Genomic DNA, 21,230 nt, shown 5'->3' with positions numbered 1-21,230 from the left:
TGGAGCCCGCCGCGTGGAGCAGCAGAACACCCGATACGTCGTCCTCGATACCGAAACCACCGGCATGCCCGTGGGCGAAGGTCACCGCATCATCGAGATCGGGTGTGTCGAGGTCATGGGCCGGCGCCTGACCGGGCGGCACTTCCACGTCTACCTGCAGCCTGATCGCGAGAGTGACGAGGGCGCCATCGGTGTTCACGGCATCACCGATGCGTTCCTGGTCGGCAAGCCGCGTTTTGCCGAGGTGGCCGAGGAGTTCTTCGAGTTCATCCAGGGCGCCCAGCTGATCATCCATAACGCGGCGTTCGACGTTGGCTTCATCAACAACGAATTCGCCATGCTCGGCCAGCATGACCGGGCGGACATCTCCAAGCACTGCGGCATTCTCGATACCCTGATGCTGGCGCGCTCGCGCCACCCTGGCCAGCGCAACAGCCTCGACGCCTTGTGCAAACGCTATGGCATCGACAACTCCGGCCGTGAGCTGCACGGCGCGTTGCTCGACTCGGAGCTGCTGGCCGACGTCTACCTGGCGATGACCGGGGGCCAGACCAGCCTGTCGCTGGCGGGGCATGGCGCCGATGGGGAAGAGGGGGGTGATGGTACCGGCAGCGAGGTCCGGCGGATTGTCGGGCGTCAGCCTGGGGTGATCCTGATGGCGACCGCTGAAGAGCTCGAGGCGCATGCCGAGCGCTTGGCTGCGGTGGCCAAGTCGGCCGGTGGGCCGGCGCTGTGGCAGACCCTGAACGAGGCGTGATCGGAGCGGCCCCAGGATCCCAGCTACCCTGAAAGGACCTAGCAGTCCCATGAGGTAGCCGTCGCCCATGTACAAGGACCTGAAGTTCCCGATCCTCATCGTTCACCGGGCCATCAAAGCCGACAGCGTTGCCGGCGCCCGCGTACGCGGCATTGCCGATGAGCTGGCCCAGGACGGCTTCTCTATCCTGGCCGCCGCCGACCACGCCGAAGCGCGCCTGGTCGCCGCCACCCACCATGGCCTGGCCTGCATGCTGATCGCGGCCGAGGGCGTCGGCGAAAATACCCACCTGCTGCAAAACATGGCCGAGCTGATCGCCCTGGCCCGGCTGCGCGCGCCCAACCTGCCGATCTTCGCCCTCGGCGAGCAGGTCACCCTGGAAAACGCCCCCGCCGAGGCGATGAGCGAACTCAACCAGCTGCGCGGCATTCTCTACCTGTTCGAAGACACCGTGCCGTTTCTCGCCCGCCAGGTCGCCCGCGCTGCGCACAACTACCTGGACGGCCTGTTGCCGCCGTTCTTCAAGGCGCTGGTGCAGCACACCGCGCAATCCAACTATTCCTGGCACACCCCTGGCCACGGCGGTGGCGTGGCCTACCGCAAGAGCCCGGTGGGCCAGGCCTTTCATCAGTTCTTCGGCGAGAACACGCTGCGCTCCGACCTTTCGGTATCGGTCCCCGAGCTCGGCTCGCTGCTCGACCACACCGGCCCGCTGGCCGAAGCGGAAACCCGGGCAGCGCGCAACTTTGGCGCCGATCACACCTTCTTCGTGATCAACGGCACCTCGACCGCCAACAAGATCGTCTGGCATTCCATGGTCGCCCGTGACGACCTGGTGCTGGTCGACCGCAACTGCCACAAGTCGGTGGTCCACGCGATCATCATGACCGGCGCCATCCCGCTTTATCTGTGCCCCGAGCGCAACGAACTGGGCATCATCGGGCCGATCCCGCTGAGCGAGTTCAGCGCCGAGTCGATCCAGGCCAAGATCGCCGCCAACCCGCTGGCGCGTGGGCGCCCGGCGCGGATCAAGCTGGCGGTGGTGACCAACTCGACCTACGACGGCCTGTGCTACCACGCCGGGATGATCAAGCAGGCGCTGGGGGGCAGTGTCGAGGTGGTGCATTTCGACGAAGCCTGGTTCGCCTATGCCGCCTTCCATGAGTTCTTTGCCGGGCGCTATGCCATGGGCACGCCGCGCAGCGCCGACAGCCCGCTGCTGTTCAGCACCCATTCGACGCACAAGCTGCTCGCCGCCTTTAGCCAGGCCTCGATGATCCACGTGCAGGATGGCGCGGCCCGCCAGCTCGACCGCGACCGTTTCAACGAAGCGTTCATGATGCACATCTCGACCTCGCCGCAGTACAGCATCCTCGCCTCGCTGGACGTCGCCTCGGCGATGATGGAAGGGCCGGCCGGGCGCTCGCTGTTGCAGGAGATGTTCGATGAGGCGCTGAGCTTTCGCCGAGCGCTGGACAAGCTGCGTCAGCACATCGCCGCTGACGACTGGTGGTTCAGCATCTGGCAGCCGGAAACCGCCGAAGGCAGCCAGCGGGTGGCGGCCGAAGACTGGCTGCTGCAGCCGGGGGCAACGTGGCATGGCTTTGGCGAAATCGAACAGGACTATGTGCTGCTCGACCCGCTCAAGGTCACCCTGGTGATGCCGGGGCTGACCGCTGGCGGTGCGCTGGGCGAGTACGGGATCCCTGCTGCGGTGGTCAGCAAGTTTCTCTGGGAACGCGGGCTGGTGGTGGAAAAGACCGGGCTGTACAGCTTCCTGGTGCTGTTCTCGATGGGCATCACCAAGGGCAAGTGGAGCACCTTGCTGACCGAACTGCTGGAGTTCAAGCGGCATTACGCGGCCAACACGCCATTGGCGCTGAGCCTGCCGAGTGTGATCGGGCAGGCGCCGGCGCGTTATCAGGGCTTGGGTCTACGCGACCTGTGTGACCAGTTGCACGCATGTTACCGCAGCAACGCCACGGCCAAGCAGCTCAAACGCTTGTTCACGCGCTTGCCCGAGGTGGCCATGAGCCCAGCTCAGGCCTATGACCAACTGGTGCGTGGCGAGGTTGAGGCGGTGCCGGTCGAAGCGTTGCTGGGCCGGGTCTCGGCGGTGATGCTGGTGCCGTACCCGCCAGGGATCCCGTTGATCATGCCGGGCGAGCGCTTCACCGAGGCGACCCGTTCGATCCTCGATTACCTGGCGTTCGCCCGCGCCTTCGACCATGGCTTCCCGGGCTTTGTCGCCGATGTGCACGGCTTGCAGAGCGAGGACCATGGCCAGGGGCGGGTCTACACGGTCGATTGCGTCAAGGAATGCGGATGATTTCGACGCCGCTCTGAGCCAGCTCGAAACGGTCGTCGCCCAGGTGATTGACGCGGTCGCCAATGGCCAGGCGGTAGCTGGTGATCGGCGCGCCCGCGGCGCTGCCATCGGCCTGGAGGGTCGACTCCTGGAATTCGTGGACGGGGTAGATACGGCCTTCGGCGTCACGGGCGTGGAATTGGCCGACCAGTACTGCTGCCATTTTGGGGGGAAACCTCTGAAAAATGTGGGAAATGTCTGCAGGCATAGACCAGTGAAACCCTTGGGAAGTTTTCAATCAAGGGGAAAAAAACCTTGGGCCCGAGGAATGGTCATCTATAACTACTAGCTTCTACAGCCAGCAGAGGTTGCAAATCGCCATGAGCCAGGTGTATTCGGTCGCGGTTGTCGTCGGCAGCTTGCGCAAAGATTCCTACAACCGCAAGGTCGCCCGCGCCTTGAGTGAGCTGGCGTCCTCCAGCCTTGCCCTGAAGATCGTCGAGATCGGCGACCTGCCGCTGTACAACGAAGATGTCGAGGCCAGTGGCGCGCCAGAGCCCTGGCAGCGCTTGCGCAAGGAGATTGGCGGCAGTGATGCGGTGCTGTTCGTCACGCCGGAGTACAACCGCTCGGTGCCGGGCTGCCTGAAGAACGCCATCGATGTGGGCTCCAGGCCGTATGGGCAGAGCGCCTGGGCGGGCAAGCCGACGGCGGTGGTGAGCGTCTCGCCGGGGGCGATCGGTGGCTTTGGCGCCAACCATGCGGTGCGTCAGTCGCTGGTGTTCCTCGACATGCCGTGCATGCAGATGCCCGAGGCGTATATCGGCGGCGCGGCCAGCCTGTTCGATGAGGCTGGCAAGCTGAATGACAAGACCCGGCCGTTTCTGCAGACGTTCATCGACAAGTTCGCGGCGTGGGTGAAGCTCAACCGAGCTGTCTGAGCCCACGCTATCGCCCGGCGTGCCGCCCTAGGTTTGCGCTAAGATGGCCGCCATCGACGACGCTGGCGCTAAAGGGCAGATGACAGAGAAAGACACCATCTCCATGCAATTGGTGCGCGAAGCCCTGTTGCAGACCTGCCCGGCAGGCGAGCCGGATGCCGGCTTGCTGGCCCGGGCCGGGATCGACCCGAGCCACTTGCACCTGCCAGAGGCGAGGGTCTCTGCCGAGGCCTACGCGCAGCTCTGGCGGCTGCTGGCACGGCGCTGCAACGATGAATTCTTCGCCATGGACCCGCGCGGCCTGCGCAGCGGCAGCCTGGCGTTCCTGTGCCGGGCGAGCATGGCCCAGCCGACGCTGGGCGCGGGCCTGGAAACCGCCCTGGCATTCCTCTCGCTGATGCTCGAGGACCTGCAACCGACCCTGGTGCGCCAGCAGAGCCTGGCCGAGATCGTCCTGTACGAGCCGCGCGAGCAGCCCCGGCGTGCCTTCAGCTACTTCACCCTGTGGATGATCATCCACGGCGTGGCCTGCTGGCTGGCGGGCCGGCGCATTCCGATCCTGGCCATCGAGCTGCGCTGCGCCGAGCCACCCTTTTGCGACGATTACCGGGTGATGTTTTCCGAAAACCTGCAGTTCGGTCGCGCGCGCACGCGGATGATCATTGCCGCCGACTGCCTGGACCTGGCACTCAAGCGCACCCCCGAGGAGCTGCAACGCTTCCTCGCCGAGGCCCCGGGCAACATCCTGGTCAAGTACCGCGACCCCGCCAGCCTGGCCCGTCGGGTGCGCCGCGACCTGCTGGCGCTGGACCCGGCGCAGTGGCCGGATGCCGAAGCGCTGGCGCGCGACCTGTGCCTGTCGGCGTCGACCTTGCGCCGGCGCCTGGCGGAGGAGGGGCAAACGTATCAGGGCCTCAAGGACGGCGTGCGGCGTGAGCTGGCGATTGCCTGGCTGTCCGAACCCGAGCCTGGCATCACCGAGATCGCCGAGCGGTTGGGGTTTGCCGACAGCAGCTCGTTCTACAAGGCCTTTCGCAAGTGGTTCGGTTGCAACCCGGGCCACTACCGCACGTTGAGCCATGGGCGCGACTAGGCGCCTGCACTGGGTTCTATTCCTGCTGCGTCCAAGGCGGCGGCTTGTGCAGTGTGGAGCACCGAGTCCCATCAAGGTGCAGACACCATGCAAACCGCCGTGCAATCACCCACGCCAACGCCGGGCATCACGCCCGAAGCGATCACCGATCAATTCATCGAAGCACAATTGCCCGACTGGTTGCAGCGTACCGCTGAAGACATCCAGGCCCTGCGCAGCTGTTTCAATGCTCATCTGGAAAGCCACCGGCTGCTCGCCGAGGCCACCCGTGAGCTGGTCTCGCCGCAGCGCTTTGCCGAGCAGCAGTTCACCTCGCTGCTGGCTGAGCGGGTGCCGGGCCAGCGTCTGCAGGCACTGGAATGGCTCGACGCCCGCCAAGTGCCGTCCAGCATCATTTCAACGCCATCACTGGAAGTGCAACACCGTCGCTTCCCGGCATTGCTGCGCTTGATGCAAGGTTTTTCCAGTGGCTACGAGTTCTTCAAGGACAGTGGTCTGGTGCTCAAGGGCAGCGCCAGGGTGCTGCCTGGCGGCGGCAGTAGCTTTGTCGATCGTTGTCGGGCGCTGGATGTCGGCAAGCAGTATCAGCAACGGCTGGAGACGCTGCTCGCGCCCGCCACCCAGGCGCTGATGGCCAACCACCAACAGGCCGCCTTCGCACTGGCCTGTGAGCTGGCGGTACTGCACTCACGCATCACGCCGGCCGAGCACGTGGCGCTCAAGCGCTTGTCGGCCGCTGCGGGTAATGCCGCAGCCCAGACGTTGCATGCCTATCCCGGCACACTGCAATTGCTGGGGTGCACGCTGACCAACGGGCTGAAGATCCAGCTGCGGGACGCCCAGGGTGAGCACAAGGGCGTCATCCTCTACCTGCCCGGTGATGGCGCCGAGTCGCTGCGTCGCTTCCGCTCGGATGAGCAGGCGAGCGAGTTCCTGCTTGGCCAGTTGCGTGAGGCCGAAGGGCAGCGCCGGTTTGCCGAGAGGGTTGCGATGAGCCAACGCTCGACCTTTGTCACGACCCTGGCACTGCGCCTGCAGGACGACCGACCCGACCTGGCGCTCAAAGGCGCGGTGGTGTCCGGTGAGGTGTTTGCGGCACTGGCCGCCCAGCAGGTCAGCCGCGTCAAGGACGATGGCCGGCGCCTGCTGGTGGCAAATGCCGATGCCGACCGCAGTGCCTCCGAACACTTGCTCGCGGCGTGGCAGGGGGTGGGCCTGGAAGTACTCGGCCTGGCAGGGTTGATCGTGCCGGGGGTGGGGGTGCTGCTGCTGGGGCAGACGCTGCTGCAGACCCTCGGCGAGGTTTACGAAGGCGCGGTGGACTGGGCTCAGGGGCACCAGCACGAGGCATTGCAGCACATGCTGGGCGTGGCCGAGACGGTGGCGGTCACTGCTGCGACCATTGCCGGCACGGCGGGCATCGTGCAAGGCGCCAGGCTATTCACGCGCAGTGCCTTCGTCGACGGTTTGCAGCCGATCAGCCGTGCGCCCTCGGCGTCCCGTCTGTGGAACCCTGACCTGACCTGCTACGCATCGGAGCCGGGGGACGCCGTGCTGCAGGACAACGGCCTGTACGCGGACGACGAACGCCAATGGCTGCGCCAAGGCGACCGCTACTACGAAGTCCGGCAGGCGCAACAAGGGGGCTGGCAGCTGCGCCATCCGCGACGCGCAAACGCTTACGGGCCGTTGCTGGACTTCAACGGTGAGCGCTGCTGGCGGCTCCGCTCCGAGCGCCCGCTGGAGTGGCATGACCGCGCCGAGATGCTCAATCGGCTGTGGCCGCAGGAGCCTCCGGTCAATGACCAGCAGGCCGAGCAGATCCTGCGCATGGCCGGGGTCGATCTGGACGAACTGCGTGGCGTGCTGGTGGAAAACCGCCCGGCGCCGGTCAATCTGCGAGACAGCTTGCGCCGCTTCGAAGCCGACCAGAAGATCAGCCGTCTGTTCGCTGCCCTGTGCAGACCGCAAGGCACGATCGATGACCCGCAGATCCGCGCATGGTGCCAGCAACTCCCGGCCATGCGCGGCCTCAGCGACGCGGCCCAGGCCAGCACGCTGGTCGAGCAGCGTTACCAGGTGCAGGGCGACCTGCTCGACTACCTGTCCAAGGCGCCGCCCCGCGAGGATGCCTTGCTGGCCCTGGTGCAACGCGATTTCCCCGGCCTGCCAGACGCCTACGCCCAGGAGGCGCTGGTGGGCATTGACCCGGCGCTGCGGCAATCGGCCGAACTCGAGTCGCGGGTGCCACGGCTGATCGCCCACAAAGCCCGAGCGCTGCTCACGCTGGCCAGGACCAACCGCGCCATCGAAGGCCTGTTCCTGCCGGCGGCGTACAGCGATGGCACCGGTGAGCTGGTGCTGGCACTGCTGCCCCGGCTCGACCACTGGCCTAGCTCGATCAACCTCGAATTGAGCGAAGCATCGGGCCGTCGCATCGCCATCCTGAACCCTCAGGCGCCGGCGGAGCACACCACCACGCTGGTCCGGCGCAAGGGCCAGTTCGCCCTGTACGACGCCGAGGGTCAAGCGCTGGACACGGAGCTGGCAGCGCCGGGAGGGATCTTCCAGGCGGTGCTGGCGACGTTGCCCGAGGCCGACAGGCAAACACTCAAGCTCACCGCAGAAGACCCGGCAGAGCAACTGCGACTCGCGCTCATCCAGCACCTTCCACAATCCCGCAGCGCGGTGCTGAGCAGGCTTGGCTGGAGCAACGCCACGCCGTGGTTCAACCCCGGCACGCGCCTGGCCGATGGCCGGGTCGGCTACACCCTGGGTGGTGCCCAGTCGCGCCGGGCCAACGCGATGCGCACCGTGCGTGATCGGATCCGCGCGCTGTACCCCGGTTTCAGCGATGGGCAGGTGCAGCACTTTCTCGACGAGCTGTTGCGTGAGGGCGACTCAGTCTTTGAAACGCTGCTGTTTCATGAGAGCAACTATGCGCGGCTCGACCGTGCTCTGGCCCAATGGCAAGGCGACGCCCGGCGCGGCCCGCTGCGTGTGGACCGCGAGGCCTTCGCCAACCGCCTGCGTGGCGCGTGGCGTTATGAAGGCGAGCCGGTTGCGCACGCCGATTCCGCGCGTTCTGGCCGGCGCCTGATGATGCCCCACCTGCACGTCGGTGCATTGCCGAGCCTGCCGGACGATATCGACTTCGGCCATGTCTACGAGCTGATCATGCCGAGGATGAACCTGTCTACGGTGCCGGCAAACTTCCTGCGGGCGTTCGACGCGGTGCAGACCCTGCGGCTGAGCAACAACCTGTTGACCGCGTTGCCGCCAGGCATTGTCCATTTGACCGACTTGCGCGTGCTGGACTTGTCCAGCAACAGCATCCGTCTGGGCCCGGCGGCGCTGGACAGCCTGTCGACGTTGACCCGGCTGGACAGGCTGGTGGTCAGCCGCAACCCGCTTGGCTCGCTGGACCTGAACTTCGAGCAGATGACCAGCCTGAGGGGGCTGTACGCCACCAACTGCAACCTGCGCAGCATGCCGCAGGGGCTCGAGCGCTCTCGCCAGCTGGCATTTGCGGACTTGCGCTTCAACGCCATCACCCAGATTCCCGCTGAGCTGGCGGCGATGCCGAGCAGTTTTCTCGGCAGGGTCATGATCGAAGGCAATCCGGTGGCATCGCTGCCTGCTGACCCCGCCCGTGTGCATGAGGTCGTGGCACCTGCGGTGGTGCCTCAGTGGCTGGCGATCGGCAACGAGCCAGCCCGCCAGGCGCGCACGGCGCTGTGGGGCCGGTTGCGCCGGGGGCGGGCGGGCAACGAGCTGTTCACCTTGTTGGAAGGGCTGAGTGAAATCCGTCGTACGCCCTCGAACAACGCCTATCACACTGAGCAGGTGTGGCAGCTGCTGGAGGAGATCGATGCGGACACCCGGCTGCGCGACGACGTCTTCGCCCACGCGGGCATCCAGCTCTCCTGTGCGGACAGCCTGCAGGAGCGGTTCAGCCGCTTGCAGGTACAGATCCTCGTGCACAGGGCGCATCAGCACGCCACCGCCGGGACTCAGGGCAACCTGTTGCTGACCCTGGGCAGGCGTCTGTTCCGCCTGGACCGGGTGGATGAATTCGCCCACCAGCAAGTTCAGCTGCGCGAAGCCCAGGCCCGGGCTCAGCCCGCCATTGGCGCCTTCATCGACCCGTTGGAGGTGGTCCTGGGCTTCAGGATGCACCTGGCAGAAACCCTCGACCTGCCCGCCCAGCCGCGCTCCATGCTGTTCGAGAACCTGGCCGGGGTAACCCCGGAGCTCAGGGCCGAGGCGATCGCGCAGGTGCAACGGGCCGAGCAGCAACGCTTGGCGAGTGACCTGTGTGAGCGCAGTTTCTGGACCACCTACCTGGACACCCGGCATGCGCGGGCGTTTCAGCAGATCGACCTGCGGTACGCCGAGCTGGCTGAGGCCCTGGAGGAGCAGGCCGGCTCCCTCGAAGCGCTCGCAACACCCGAAAACAGGGCGCGCTATGACGCCCTGACGGCGCAGAAGCAGGCGGAGAAAGCGGCGCTGTATCACGCCCTCACCGAAGATGCGCTGCTCATTGACGAGGAGGGTGGCAATCTCGACCCCGACGAGGCGCCCTCTGGCGCCCCCGAAACAGGCGAATCCGCTCACGCTGATTGACAGCTTTTGCCATTGCCGTAGCGGCTGAGCGGCGCGAACATCGTCAGACACCAGGCTGTACTCCAACAATAACAAACCAGGAGTCTGACGATGCGTGACTACGCCGAGGCCGTCCATTCGTTCAACTATTCCGGCGCCGCAGCAGCCTTGCACGGCTCGCTCGGCGCGCTCAACGCCTGTGTCGAATGCTGTGACCGCCATGCCGGCAACGACAAGACCGCGCTGCTCTGGGAGGACCGCGACGGCAACAGCGGGCGCGTCAGCTTCGATCAGCTGCAGGGCCGCGCCGCGCGCTTGGCCAATGTGCTCAAGGGCCGGGGCGTGGGGCCGGGTGATCGGGTCGCCGGGCTGATGCCGCGGATCCCCGAATTGCTGGTGACCATTCTCGCCACGTGGCGCCTCGGCGCCGTCTACCAGCCGCTGTTTACCGCCTTTGGCCCCAAGGCCATCGAACATCGGCTCGAACAGTCCGCTGCACGGGTGGTGGTGACCGACAGCCACAACCGCGCCAAGCTGGATGAAGTGACAGGCTGCCCGTCGATCATTACCGTTCACGCGGCTGACGCTGACGAAGATTTTCAGCAGTTGCTGGACGCTGCCGACCCCGTCTGCGCGCCGGTACTGCTCAGTGCCGACGCCCCCTTTCTGCTGATGTTCACCTCCGGCACCACCGGCCCGGCAAAACCGCTGCAAGTGCCGCTGCGGGCCATCGTCGCGTTTCAGGGCTATATGCGCGATGCCATCGGCCTGCGCCCCGAAGACAACTTCTGGAACCTGGCCGACCCGGGCTGGGCCTATGGCCTGTATTACGCGGTCACCGGCCCGCTGTCGCTGGGCCATGCCACCACCTTCTACGACGGCCCGTTCAGCGTCGACAGCTGCGCGCGGATCATCGCCAAGCATGGGATCGACAACCTGGCCGGCTCACCGACGGCCTTCCGCCTGCTGATCGCGGCCGGCGCAGAGTTTTCTGCGCCGGTCAAAGGTCGCCTGCGGGTGGTCAGCAGTGCCGGCGAGCCGCTCAATCCCGAGGTGATCCGCTGGTTTGCCGATGAGCTGGGCGTGACCATCCACGATCACTATGGCCAGACCGAACTGGGCATGGTGCTGTGCAATCACCACGCCTTGGCGCATCCAGTGCATCCAGGCTCGGCCGGTTTCGCCATCCCCGGGCACCGGATCGTGGTGCTGGACGAGCAGGCCAACGAGCTGCCTGCCGGCGTCCCGGGGATTCTCGCCGTGGACCGCGAGCAGTCGCCGCTGTGCTGGTTCGCGGGTTACCAGGGCCTGCCGACCAAGAGCTTCATCGGCAAGTACTACCTGAGCGGCGACACCGTCGAGCTGAACGACAACGGCAGCATCAGTTTCGTTGGCCGCAGCGATGACGTGATCACCACCTCCGGGTATCGGGTCGGCCCGTTCGACGTCGAGAGCGCGTTGATCGAACACCCGGCGGTGATCGAGGCGGCGGTGATCGGCAAGCCCGACCCGCAGCGCACCGAACTGATCAAGGCCTTCGTCGTGCTCGCCGCAGGTATCCAAGGCAGCGCCGCGCTCGAAGAGGCGCTGCGCCAGCATGTCCGCCAGCGGCTGTATGCGCATGCCTACCCGCGTGAAATCGAATTCGTCAGTGACTTGCCCAAGACCCCGAGCGGCAAGCTGCAACGCTTCATCCTGCGCAATCAGGAAATCGCCAAGCAACAGGCCGCGCTGGCCGTATCCGCCAGCGCCTGAGGACCCTATACCATGCAGATTGCCAACAAACACTTCATCGTCAGCGGCGCCGCTTCGGGCCTGGGCGCCGCGACCGCGCAGATGCTGGTCGAGGCCGGCGCCAAGGTCATGCTGGTCGACCTCAATGCCGAAGCCGTGGCCGCCAAGGCCCAGGCGTTGGGCGAACAGGCGCGCTACGCGGTCGCCGACATCAGTGATGAACAGGCCGCCAAGGCAGCGGTGGATGCGGCCATGAGCGCATTCGGCAGCCTGCACGGGCTGGTCAACTGCGCCGGCATCGTCGGCGCCGAAAAGATCCTCGGCAAGCACGGCCCGCATGGCCTGGACAGTTTTGCCAAGGTCATCAACGTCAACCTGATCGGCAGCTTCAACCTGCTGCGCCTGGCCGCTGCGGCCATGGCCGAGGGCGAAGCGGGCGAGGGCGGCGAGCGTGGGGTGATCATCAACACCGCGTCGATCGCCGCCTACGACGGCCAGATCGGCCAGGCGGCCTATGCCGCGTCCAAGGGCGCGATCGCCAGCCTGACCCTGCCGGCCGCGCGTGAGCTGGCGCGGTTCGGCATCCGCGTGATGACCATCGCGCCGGGCATCTTCGAGACCCCGATGATGGCCGGCATGACCCAGGAAGTGCGCGATTCGCTGGCGGCCGGCGTGCCGTTCCCGCCACGCCTGGGCCGCCCGCAGGAATACGCCGCGCTGGCCCGCCATATCATCGAAAACAGCATGCTCAACGGCGAGGTGATCCGCCTCGACGGTGCCCTGCGCATGGCTGCCAAGTAAGGAGAATCCAGCATGACCCTCGCCAACGATCCGATTGTCATCGTCAGTGCCGTGCGCACGCCCATGGGTGGCCTGCAAGGCGACCTGAAAAGCCTGACCGCCCCGCAGCTCGGCGCAGCGGCCATTCGCGCCGCGGTCGAGCGCGCCGGCATCGACGCGGGTAGCGTCGAGCAGGTGCTGTTCGGCTGTGTGCTGCCCGCCGGGCTGGGCCAGGCCCCGGCGCGCCAGGCCGCCCTGGGCGCCGGCCTCGACAAGGGCACCACCTGCACCACCCTGAACAAGATGTGCGGCTCGGGCATGCAGGCCGCCATCATGGCCCATGACCTGCTGTTGGCCGGCAGCGCCGAAGTGGTGGTCGCCGGCGGCATGGAAAGCATGAGCAACGCCCCGTACCTGCTGGACAAGGCCCGCAGCGGCTACCGCATGGGCCACGGCAAGATCATCGATCACATGTTCATGGACGGCCTTGAGGACGCCTACGACAAGGGCCGCCTGATGGGCACCTTTGCCGAAGACTGCGCGCAGCACGGTGGCTTCAGCCGCGACGCGCAAGACGCCTTCGCCATCGCTTCGCTGACCCGCGCCCAGGAGGCGATCAGCAACGGCCGCTTCGCTGCGGAGATCGTTGCGGTCGAGGTGACCGAAGGCAAGCAGACGCGCCTGGTCAGCGACGATGAGCAGCCGCCCAAGGCGCGCCTGGACAAGATCCCCCAGTTGCGCCCGGCATTCCGTGACGGCGGTACGGTCACCGCGGCCAACTCGAGCTCGATCTCCGACGGCGCGGCGGCGCTGGTCCTGATGCGTCGCTCGCAGGCAGAAAAACGCGGCCTCACGCCGCTGGCGGTGATCCATGGCCATGCGGCCTTCGCCGACGCACCGGCGTTGTTCCCCACCGCGCCCATCGGCGCCATCGGAAAACTGCTTGAACGTACCGGTTGGAGCCTGGGCGAGGTCGACCTGTTCGAGATCAACGAGGCCTTCGCGGTGGTCACCCTGGCGGCCATGCAGCAGCTCGACCTGCCCCATGACAAGGTCAACATCCATGGCGGTGCCTGCGCCCTCGGCCACCCGATCGGTGCTTCTGGCGCGCGGATCCTGGTGACCCTGCTGTCGGCCTTGCGCCAGAACAACCTGCGCCGCGGTGTGGCGGCCATCTGCATTGGCGGCGGCGAGGCTACGGCCATCGCGGTCGAATGCCTGTACTGAGGTGAATCATGCTGGTAACTGACGAACAACAACAGATTGCCGACGCCGTGCGCGACTTTGCCCAGGAGCGCCTGAAGCCCTTTGCCGAGCAATGGGACAAGGCTCACCAGTTCCCCCGCGAAGCCATCGCCGAGATGGCCGAACTCGGCCTGTTCGGCATGCTGGTGCCGGAGCAGTGGGGCGGCAGCGACACCGGCTACGTCGCCTATGCCATGGCCCTGGAGGAAATCGCCGCGGGCGATGGTGCCTGCTCGACCATCATGAGCGTGCACAACTCGGTCGGCTGCGTGCCGATCCTCACGTTCGGCACCGAGCAACAGAAACAGCAGTTCCTCACCCCACTGGCCAGTGGCGCGATGCTCGGCGCGTTCGCCCTGACCGAGCCACAGGCCGGCTCCGACGCCAGCAGCCTGAAGACCCGCGCGCGGCGTGACGGCGACCACTACGTGCTCAATGGCAGCAAGCAGTTCATCACCTCCGGGCAGAACGCCGGTGTGGTGATCGTCTTCGCCGTGACCGATCCGCAGGCCGGCAAGCGCGGCATCAGTGCCTTCATCGTGCCCACCGACTCGCCGGGTTACCAGGTCGCGCGGGTGGAAGACAAACTCGGCCAGCACGCCTCCGACACCTGCCAGATCGTCTTTGACGAGGTGCGCGTGCCGGTCGCCAATCGCCTGGGCGAGGAGGGTGAGGGTTACAAGATCGCCCTGGCCAACCTCGAGGGCGGGCGCATCGGCATCGCCTCGCAGTCGGTGGGCATGGCCCGCGCCGCGTTCGAAGTGGCGCGTGACTATGCCCACGAGCGGCAGAGCTTTGGCAAGAAAATCATCGAACACCAGGCGGTGGCCTTCCGCCTGGCCGACATGGCCACGCAGATTGCCGTCGCCCGGCAGATGGTGCGCCACGCGGCGGCCTTGCGCGATGCGGGGCGACCGGCGCTGGTCGAAGCCTCGATGGCCAAGCTGTTTGCCTCGGAAATGGCCGAAAAGGTCTGCTCGGATGCCTTGCAGACGCTCGGTGGTTATGGCTATCTGAGCGACTTCCCGCTGGAGCGCATCTACCGCGATGTGCGTGTCTGCCAGATCTACGAAGGCACCAGCGACATTCAGCGCATGGTCATTGCGCGCAACCTTTGAAGGAGCAGCCCGAATGGCATTCGAAACCATCCTGTTGGACATTCACGGCAAGGTCGGCCTGATCACCCTCAACCGCCCCCAGGCGCTGAATGCGCTGAACGCGCAGATCGTCGGCGAGATCAACCAGGCCCTGGACCAGCTGGAAAAGGACCCGACTATCGGTTGCGTGGTGCTGACCGGCTCCGCCAAGGCTTTTGCCGCGGGCGCCGACATCAAGGAAATGGCCCAGCTTGAGTACCCGCAGATCTACGTCGACGACCTGTTCAGCGACGCCGACCGGATCGCCAACCGGCGCAAGCCGATCATCGCCGCGGTGTCGGGCTTCGCCCTGGGCGGCGGCTGTGAGCTGGCGATGATGTGCGACTTCATTCTGGCGGCCGACAACGCCAAGTTCGGCCAGCCCGAGATCAACCTCGGCGTGCTCCCCGGCATGGGCGGCACCCAGCGCTTGACCCGTGCGGTCGGCAAGGCCAAGGCCATGGAGCTGTGCCTCAGCGGTCGCCTGATGGGCGCCGAAGAAGCCGAGCGCGCGGGCTTGGTGGCCCGTGTGGTGCCTCAGGCCGAGCTGCTTGAGGAGGCCTTGAAGGTCGCGGCGAGCATTGCCAGCAAGTCGATCCCGATCAGCATGATGGTCAAAGAGAGCGTCAACCGTGCCTTCGAAGTCACCTTGAGCGAAGGCGTGCGCTTCGAGCGCCGGGTGTTCCACGCGGCGTTCGCCACCGAGGACCAGAAGGAAGGCATGGCCGCGTTCGTGGCCAAGCGCGAGGCGCAGTTCAAGGACCGCTGAAGCGCAAGGGGCGCTGCCTGGCAGCGCCCCCTCCCTGTCAGGTGAAGAAGTAACGCTGCGCGGCGGCGGCGGTGATGGGCGCGCGGTACACGTTCACCTGCTTGCCGGTGGCAGGATCGACGCTTTGCTGACCGGCAGCGTGACGTTGCGCCAAGGTCTTCAGGTGGCCTGCCGTGAACTGCGGGCGCGGCGTGTTGCTGGCCGGGTAGTGAAAATGGGCATACCACAGGACTTGCCCGGCCTGTTCGATGGCGTACTCGTCCAGATAGTCGTCTGGCCTGCCCTTCACCTTGGCCAAGCGAGCACGCTGGGCGATACGCCGGATGGTGACGTGCTGGTGGTCGATCAGGTATTGCACTTCGCTCATGCGCGGCAGCTGCGCAAGCGCCGCCTGGGTGCGCAGGGTGATGGCCTGTTGATCAAACTGTGACGCGAGTCGATCGAGGGCCTTGCTCACCTGGGCCGCGCTCAAACCCTGGTGGGCTTCGTCGACCTGGTTGTGCTCGATAAGGCGCTGTTCGATCGCGCTGATCCGGCTGCGCAACTTGTCGCGCTGGTGGTGGACGAGTTCTTCGAGCTCGACCGGCAGGTAGCTGCTGGCGCGCTGCTTGGCGAGCGTGGCGACTTCTGCGCGGGCGCTGTCCATCAGTCGCGTGCTGTCGCCGAGCAGCTGTGCCAGGGCTTGCTTGTTGCGCGCAGGCGCTGGCGCAGACGCTGTTACTTCGCGCCAGGCGCCGTGCTCGAGGTGGTAGGTTTGCGCAGCGCTCTGGCCGTCCGGGCCAGCAATCTCTACCCGGTCCTGGTCAGCAGCGCTCGGCTCGCCGAGCAGCAGGCCGTGTTCGCTGGTTTCGATCAGCCCGGGCAGTTGCCGGCGCAACTGGGCAAGGGTCTTGATGGGCGGGAAGTCAGGCAACTCGGCCAGGTCTTGGGACGCCGTGGCAATGATCTCGGCGAGTGCTTTATCCAGCAGGCCCAAGGTGTCGGCGGCGGCCGACAGCGGGGCATAAAAGCTCGAGAGATTGCCCAGTTGCCGCTGGGCCGCACGAAATTGCTCGGCGATGCTGCGCAGCAACCTGACCTTCGCTTCCTCGGCCATCCCCTCATGCTCGAACAGCTTCAAACGTTGGCCGATGCCCAGTTGGATGTTGGTCCAGCAGCGCTCAACCCAGAACTCGGCATCTTCCTCGCGTACGCCATGGATCAGGATCACCCGGTTGACCAGCGACTCCAGGCGCATGAAGCGCAACACCAGGGCGCGCTCCGGGCCTGCGTCCATCCGGCAGGCCTGGTGATAGGCCGCGTCGATGTCGGCGCGGGTGCGGCTGGCCATCTTGCCCAGTGCTTGTTGCCGAGCTCTCAGCGCGTCGAGGTTGCTGATCCGTTGGTCGAGCAGCGGCGCCATGGCGTTCAATTGCTCGCTGGCGCTGGCCAGCTCGTCCGGAGTGAGGATTGCGCCTTCCTGCTGGCGGCTTGCCAATAGCCGCAGTTGCTCGCGTCTGGGCTTCCACAGCTTGCGCAGGGTTACTTCGGTGATCTGCAGGCAGAGGCTGTCCTGGTGCAGGGCATGGGCACGTACCGTCGCGTAATCAGGCAGCGGCTTGATGGCGTTGCGGGCATCGATGTGGCCGAGATGCTCGGACCAGAATTGCGAAACTGTGCCGGCGGTGATCAGGCAGCTGCTCAGGGCGTTGTCAGCGTCGGTGCTGTTCGCCAGGTTGCTGAGCACTTTGAGCTTGTTTTCCCAGAGTGGCAGTGCCGCAACATCTGCCCGCAACTGTGTGTCGAGCGGCTGGCACTGTTGCGCCAAGCGCTGCTCGCGCTGGCGTACTCGCGCTGACAGCGGCATGCCGCCGCGCAGACGCAGGCTCAGGTCCAATTGCCAGCGCCCCGAGGCGTCGCGGTGCAGCCAGGGGCCTGGCGCCTGCTGCGGGGTCTGGCCGGTGATGCGCACCTGGTTCTCCTGCGGGTCGAGCATGACCGGGTAGACCTTGCCTTCGAGCACCACCCAAAGCCGGTCCTGATGCAGGTAGAGCCCCCACAGCGGACCATGGCTGATGGCCGTGCCCAGGTCGTGGTAGGTGAGGCCGCTCTCCAGTGCTTGCAGCGCGGCCCGCTGGCTGGCGGCAAGCACCGGCTGCGCTCGCGCCCAGCCGAACTCCAGCAGTGGTGGGCGCTCGACGAGCAGGGCGGGCGCTGGCGGTGGCGCAGGTTCGAGTGGTTGGACGGTCGACAGCGCAGGCGCCTCGTCCAGTTCCAGGCGCATCCGCCAGACCGAATGGGAGAACAGCAGCGTGGCCACATTGAGCAGCAGGTTGACCAGCGCCAGGCGCTTGTCGCTGGGGTCGGCATGCAAATCGAGGCTGACGTACTCGGCCAGCGCCACCTCCATCTGCGCCAGCCAGGCGATCCTGCCCAAGGTTTCACCGGCCAGCGGCAGCAGCGTATTGAACAACAGCCAACTGAGTGCCTTCCAGCTGTTCAGGCGGGTCTCGGCGCTGGTCGCCGCGTGCTCGCGAAAACGCTGGATGGACTCTTCCACGCAACCTCGATAGAGGGCCTGTTCCGGGCTCGCTACAGGGGGCAACAGCGCCAGCTCGACGGGGGGCGGGGCGCCGAACGCAACGGCGCTGGTGTCGTCCAGCGGGTAGAACAGGTGCGGCTCGAGGAAGCCTCCGTGGGCATAGAAGATGCGGTCGACGGCAGGCAGACGCTGCAGCAGGTCGTCCTGCAGCGGGCCCGGCGTGCTGATGGCGACGAACAGCGCCATGCGGTCGTCGAACTCCAGCAACGACTGCGGGTGCAACGGGCGATACAGCAGGCAGGGCGCATGGCCCGGGGCCAGGGCCTCGATCAACCACGTGTTGAGGGGCAGGTCGGTGGTTGAACCCGGCGCCTTGACGAAGCCCAGGGGCCGCAGCACCCAGCGCGGCGCACCGTCGACCGGCGCGGGGGTAAAGACCTGGGCGATCCGCTCGGCGGCATCCGCACGGATGTGCTCCCCACGCATGTGCAGCTCCAGGGCCAGCGCTGGCAATTGCGAGTGCAATTGGTTGCCCAGCAGGCGCTGGCGCTGCTCGCGGCGTACAGGGTCGTCGAGCAGTTGAGCGCTGAGCCATTGCGGGTAGCGGGTGGCGATGTCGAGTTCGCTGATGACGTTGCGCAGGTAGGCCACATCGAGCCAGTCGGGCACCGCCTCAGGGCCGCTTGACAGCAGCTCTACCCGACCGGGCTTGAGCAGGCCGAGGTTGCCGATGGCCAATTGCGCCAGGGTCAGTTCGACCCGCCGTACCACACCAGTGACGATGGGCGCGCCAGGGCCCGGTGCGGCGCTGGCGATGGTCTGGTGATTGACCACCTTGATCTGTGCGGGGTCTAGCCGGCTGGCGGGGTGGTCGAGGGCAAAGCGCGCGGCCAGATGGCGGTTGGCATACTGTTCGGCGGTGTCGACATCGTCGAGCCAGAACTGGCCGCCAGCGTGCTGGTAGTCCTGGGCCACATCCAGCAGCAGCGTGCTGTAGCGCACCAGCGTCTTGCTTTCGGCCTCGCGTAGCCAGTCTGGCAACTGGCTGATCAAGGTGTCGCGTTGTCTGGCTTCTTCGATGTTGCACAGGTCGAGCATCGAGGTCAGGCGGTCCAGGTCGAGCCCCAGGGTCAGTGCGTCAAGGGAAGTCTGGTAGCGCGGTGCAAGCTGGTCGATGAGCGTCAGTTGCTGGTGCAGCATGATCCCGGCCTGGGCCTCGAAGACCTGCCCCTCGCACGGGGCGATAGTCACGCTGCGGGGCAGGTGTGCCGCCTCGCCCGGCCAGAGCCTGGCGATGGCGTCGAGCAGGGCTTCGCGTGAGGCCAGCGGGTAGAGGATACCGCCTGAGGTATAGAGCAGTTGCACGCGCCGTTCAGCTCGATCAACGGTGTTTTCGATGAGTAAGGCGCTGGCCAGGTCTTCATCCATGAAACCCGCAGCGGAAAAGTCCAGGCTCAGGCTTGAGACCCGCAGGTCTTTGGCGTTGGGCTGCAGGCTGCGTTGGACGTTGTCTGGGTAGTCGTGCACCAAGCGGGCGAGGCTGCTGGCCCAGGGGTTCAGGCTGGTGGGCGGCAGCTTGGCGTCTATCGCCTGTTGCAGTTGCGTCTGCAGGTAACTCGCGTACCAGCCCCAGGGGCTTTGTCCGCTGGGGTCGAAGCGGCTCCAATAGCCGGCGAGGGCCTGCTTGTAGGTGTCCAGCAAGAACGGCCCGCAGGCGTTGATCAAGGCCTCCACCTTGTGCAGGTCGAGGATCACGGTGCCGCTGGGGTCGCCATCACTCTGCGTCGACAGGGCGTCTTCGCCATCGGTCAGGTTGAGCGTACGGCGCAGGCAGTAGCGCTCCACGAGGACCTGTGCGAGTGGCCGTCTCCAGGTGCCTGCGGCAGTGATGCTGACCAGATAAAGGCCCAGCGGATCCTGCCGAGGGCTGATCTGCGCGGCTGACCACTGCTCGCGCAGCATCGAGCTGGCAACGTCGAGTAGCGACGGGCGAGTGCTGAAACGTTTGGCGACCTGGCAATCCAGACCGCTGTATTGGGCGAGGCGTTGGTGGAGATCCATTGAGGGGCAGCCGTTGTCTAGGGAGCCTGTATCAAGCCGCCTGTCATGCCGGATGGGGTGTTAGCCGATTGCCACCTGTGCCCCTGCGAATTGCGCCGCGCACGGCTCCGTACATCGCGCACTGGCCCGATGTACAGGTGGCCGATGGGCGGAATCCGCAGGTTTTCGGACAATTGCGCGGTAATCCCTGTTGCCCCATGCGACGTGGCGCCTTAGACTGCCGCCCCCTGTAAAAGAGTGCCGGTTGGCGCTTGAAAAATTCCGTTGCCAACGCCCAGGCGTTGGCGACACCTGAATCGCCCAATGCACATTTTTTCATAGAGAAATCGATGACCAAGGAACAGTTGCTGGCCATGTCGGCCGATGACTACATGAACGCCGATCAGCTGGAGTTCTTCACCCAGCTGCTGCAAGCGATGAAGGTAGATACCCACGAGCGCATCGAGCAGAGCCGCATCACCATTGAAAGCCTGGACACCCCTTCGGATCCGGCAGACGTGGCATCGGTCGAGGAAGAGCGTCACTGGCTGGTCAACGGCATCGAGCGCGACCAGCGCCTCCTGCCGCAGCTGGAGATGGCCCTCGGCCGTATCGGCGACGACAGCTTTGGCTGGTGCGAAGACAGCGGCGAGGCCATCGGCCTGCAGCGCCTGCTGATCAGCCCGACCACCAAGTACTGCATCGAAGCCCAGGAGCGCCACGAGCAGATCGGCCGCCACCAGCGCCAGATCTGACCGACCGCCTCACGCAAGGCCCCACGGAGCGATCCCTGGGGCTTTTTGCGTTTTCTTCAAAGGGGCACGTTTTTCGGTGTAGATGCGTTGGGCTTTTTGGGCTTATCCGTTCGATGTGGTGGCGCTTATGGCCCCTTCCGCCCTTACGGCGGGTCACTTTTTTTCTTGGAAAAAAGTAACCAAAAACCGCTTGCTCCTGCATCCGGCCCTTCGCTGCGCTACGGGTTCCCTCACTCCGGCCTTGCTCCCGCGAGGACCGGGCTGTACGGGCCTTCCTGGCCCGCAGCCCTTGCCGGCCTTCCTGGCCGTCACCTCGCTCCGCAAGACCTCCGTTCGGCCTCCTGAAGTCGCAGTAGATCAAGATCACAAGCTAGATCAAGATCAACGGCCAGATCAAGGGCCAGGGCAACGGCTGGCGAATCGCTTCGCTCTCGCTTGTTTATAAGGGCGGTACAGCGCGTCAGCGCCAGAATGTGCATTGGCAGTCCCGGCCTCTTCGCGGGGCAAGCCCGCTCCCACAGGATCTCCGCTGACCGAAAGAGCGAC

Annotated in this window: 13 protein-coding genes; 11 read left to right on the top strand and 2 right to left on the bottom strand. The window is 65.9% G+C overall.

The window, feature by feature from the left end; all coding sequences use genetic code 11:
- Positions 1-64 precede the first annotated feature (64 nt).
- Both dnaQ and CCOS865_RS16790 read left to right on the top strand, forming a co-directional pair.
- Entirely contained in the window at positions 65-757 is a 693-nt protein-coding gene (gene dnaQ, locus CCOS865_RS16795) for a DNA polymerase III subunit epsilon (protein ID WP_119142920.1), read from the top strand.
- 67 nt (positions 758-824) lie between these two features.
- On the top strand, positions 825-3,086 hold the full coding sequence (locus CCOS865_RS16790) for an Orn/Lys/Arg family decarboxylase (protein WP_119142824.1): 2,262 nt from the start codon (positions 825-827) through the stop codon (positions 3,084-3,086).
- Here CCOS865_RS16790 and CCOS865_RS16785 read toward each other — a convergent pair.
- The gene (locus CCOS865_RS16785) at positions 3,070-3,288 is read right to left on the bottom strand and encodes a hypothetical protein (RefSeq protein WP_119142822.1); all 219 of its coding nucleotides are present in this window, start codon (positions 3,286-3,288) and stop codon (positions 3,070-3,072) included. The genes CCOS865_RS16790 and CCOS865_RS16785 overlap by 17 nt on opposite strands.
- Positions 3,289-3,445: 157 nt before the next feature.
- On the opposite strand from CCOS865_RS16785, the gene CCOS865_RS16780 reads away from it, so the two are divergent.
- The 8 genes from CCOS865_RS16780 (at position 3,446) to CCOS865_RS16745 (ending at position 15,368) form a co-directional block, all read left to right on the top strand.
- Complete coding sequence (locus CCOS865_RS16780; RefSeq protein ID WP_119142820.1) at positions 3,446-4,006, top strand: NADPH-dependent FMN reductase; 561 nt, start codon at positions 3,446-3,448, stop codon at positions 4,004-4,006.
- A gap of 79 nt (positions 4,007-4,085) precedes the next feature.
- Positions 4,086-5,099 carry an AraC family transcriptional regulator gene (locus tag CCOS865_RS16775; RefSeq protein ID WP_119142918.1) on the top strand — a complete coding sequence of 338 codons (1,014 nt, stop codon included), beginning with the start codon at positions 4,086-4,088 and terminating at the stop codon, positions 5,097-5,099.
- A gap of 87 nt (positions 5,100-5,186) precedes the next feature.
- A complete protein-coding gene (locus CCOS865_RS16770) occupies positions 5,187-9,725 on the top strand; it encodes an NEL-type E3 ubiquitin ligase domain-containing protein (RefSeq protein WP_119142818.1) in 4,539 nt (1,512 codons plus the stop codon).
- A gap of 90 nt (positions 9,726-9,815) precedes the next feature.
- A complete protein-coding gene (locus CCOS865_RS16765; protein WP_119142816.1) occupies positions 9,816-11,459 on the top strand; it encodes an AMP-binding protein in 1,644 nt (547 codons plus the stop codon).
- 12 nt (positions 11,460-11,471) lie between these two features.
- A complete protein-coding gene (locus CCOS865_RS16760; protein ID WP_119142814.1) occupies positions 11,472-12,239 on the top strand; it encodes an SDR family NAD(P)-dependent oxidoreductase in 768 nt (255 codons plus the stop codon).
- A gap of 12 nt (positions 12,240-12,251) precedes the next feature.
- Positions 12,252-13,445: an acetyl-CoA C-acyltransferase gene (locus tag CCOS865_RS16755; RefSeq protein WP_119142812.1), complete on the top strand. Its 1,194-nt coding sequence runs from the start codon at positions 12,252-12,254 to the stop codon at positions 13,443-13,445.
- A gap of 8 nt (positions 13,446-13,453) precedes the next feature.
- Positions 13,454-14,581, top strand: coding sequence for an acyl-CoA dehydrogenase (locus CCOS865_RS16750; RefSeq protein WP_119142810.1), 1,128 nt, complete (start codon positions 13,454-13,456; stop codon positions 14,579-14,581).
- 13 nt (positions 14,582-14,594) lie between these two features.
- A complete protein-coding gene (locus CCOS865_RS16745) occupies positions 14,595-15,368 on the top strand; it encodes an enoyl-CoA hydratase (RefSeq protein WP_119142808.1) in 774 nt (257 codons plus the stop codon).
- 37 nt (positions 15,369-15,405) lie between these two features.
- On the opposite strand, the gene CCOS865_RS16740 is transcribed toward CCOS865_RS16745, so the two are convergent.
- On the bottom strand, positions 15,406-19,950 hold the full coding sequence (locus tag CCOS865_RS16740; RefSeq protein ID WP_119142806.1) for a DUF6543 domain-containing protein: 4,545 nt from the start codon (positions 19,948-19,950) through the stop codon (positions 15,406-15,408).
- 329 nt (positions 19,951-20,279) lie between these two features.
- Here CCOS865_RS16740 and CCOS865_RS16735 point away from each other — a divergent pair, with 329 nt between their 5' ends.
- Entirely contained in the window at positions 20,280-20,684 is a 405-nt protein-coding gene (locus CCOS865_RS16735) for a TraR/DksA family transcriptional regulator (protein WP_119142804.1), read from the top strand.
- Positions 20,685-21,230 lie beyond the last annotated feature (546 nt).

Source organism: Pseudomonas reidholzensis (assembly GCF_900536025.1).
Classification (GTDB): domain Bacteria; phylum Pseudomonadota; class Gammaproteobacteria; order Pseudomonadales; family Pseudomonadaceae; genus Aquipseudomonas; species Aquipseudomonas reidholzensis.
Note: the sequence above shows the minus strand (reverse complement) of the source record. Positions and strands in the feature narration are given on the sequence as shown.

What these genes read in the sequence shown, in the direction of transcription:
- dnaQ (WP_119142920.1), top strand. Translation starts at nt 65, where the DNA reads ATGCCCGTGGGCGAAGGTCACCGCATCATCGAGATCGGGTGTGTCGAG.
- CCOS865_RS16790 (WP_119142824.1), top strand. Translation starts at nt 825, where the DNA reads ATGTACAAGGACCTGAAGTTCCCGATCCTCATCGTTCACCGGGCCATC.
- CCOS865_RS16785 (WP_119142822.1), bottom strand. Translation starts at nt 3,288, where the DNA reads ATGGCAGCAGTACTGGTCGGCCAATTCCACGCCCGTGACGCCGAAGGC.
- CCOS865_RS16780 (WP_119142820.1), top strand. Translation starts at nt 3,446, where the DNA reads ATGAGCCAGGTGTATTCGGTCGCGGTTGTCGTCGGCAGCTTGCGCAAA.
- CCOS865_RS16775 (WP_119142918.1), top strand. Translation starts at nt 4,086, where the DNA reads ATGACAGAGAAAGACACCATCTCCATGCAATTGGTGCGCGAAGCCCTG.
- CCOS865_RS16770 (WP_119142818.1), top strand. Translation starts at nt 5,187, where the DNA reads ATGCAAACCGCCGTGCAATCACCCACGCCAACGCCGGGCATCACGCCC.
- CCOS865_RS16765 (WP_119142816.1), top strand. Translation starts at nt 9,816, where the DNA reads ATGCGTGACTACGCCGAGGCCGTCCATTCGTTCAACTATTCCGGCGCC.
- CCOS865_RS16760 (WP_119142814.1), top strand. Translation starts at nt 11,472, where the DNA reads ATGCAGATTGCCAACAAACACTTCATCGTCAGCGGCGCCGCTTCGGGC.
- CCOS865_RS16755 (WP_119142812.1), top strand. Translation starts at nt 12,252, where the DNA reads ATGACCCTCGCCAACGATCCGATTGTCATCGTCAGTGCCGTGCGCACG.
- CCOS865_RS16750 (WP_119142810.1), top strand. Translation starts at nt 13,454, where the DNA reads ATGCTGGTAACTGACGAACAACAACAGATTGCCGACGCCGTGCGCGAC.
- CCOS865_RS16745 (WP_119142808.1), top strand. Translation starts at nt 14,595, where the DNA reads ATGGCATTCGAAACCATCCTGTTGGACATTCACGGCAAGGTCGGCCTG.
- CCOS865_RS16740 (WP_119142806.1), bottom strand. Translation starts at nt 19,950, where the DNA reads ATGGATCTCCACCAACGCCTCGCCCAATACAGCGGTCTGGATTGCCAG.
- CCOS865_RS16735 (WP_119142804.1), top strand. Translation starts at nt 20,280, where the DNA reads ATGACCAAGGAACAGTTGCTGGCCATGTCGGCCGATGACTACATGAAC.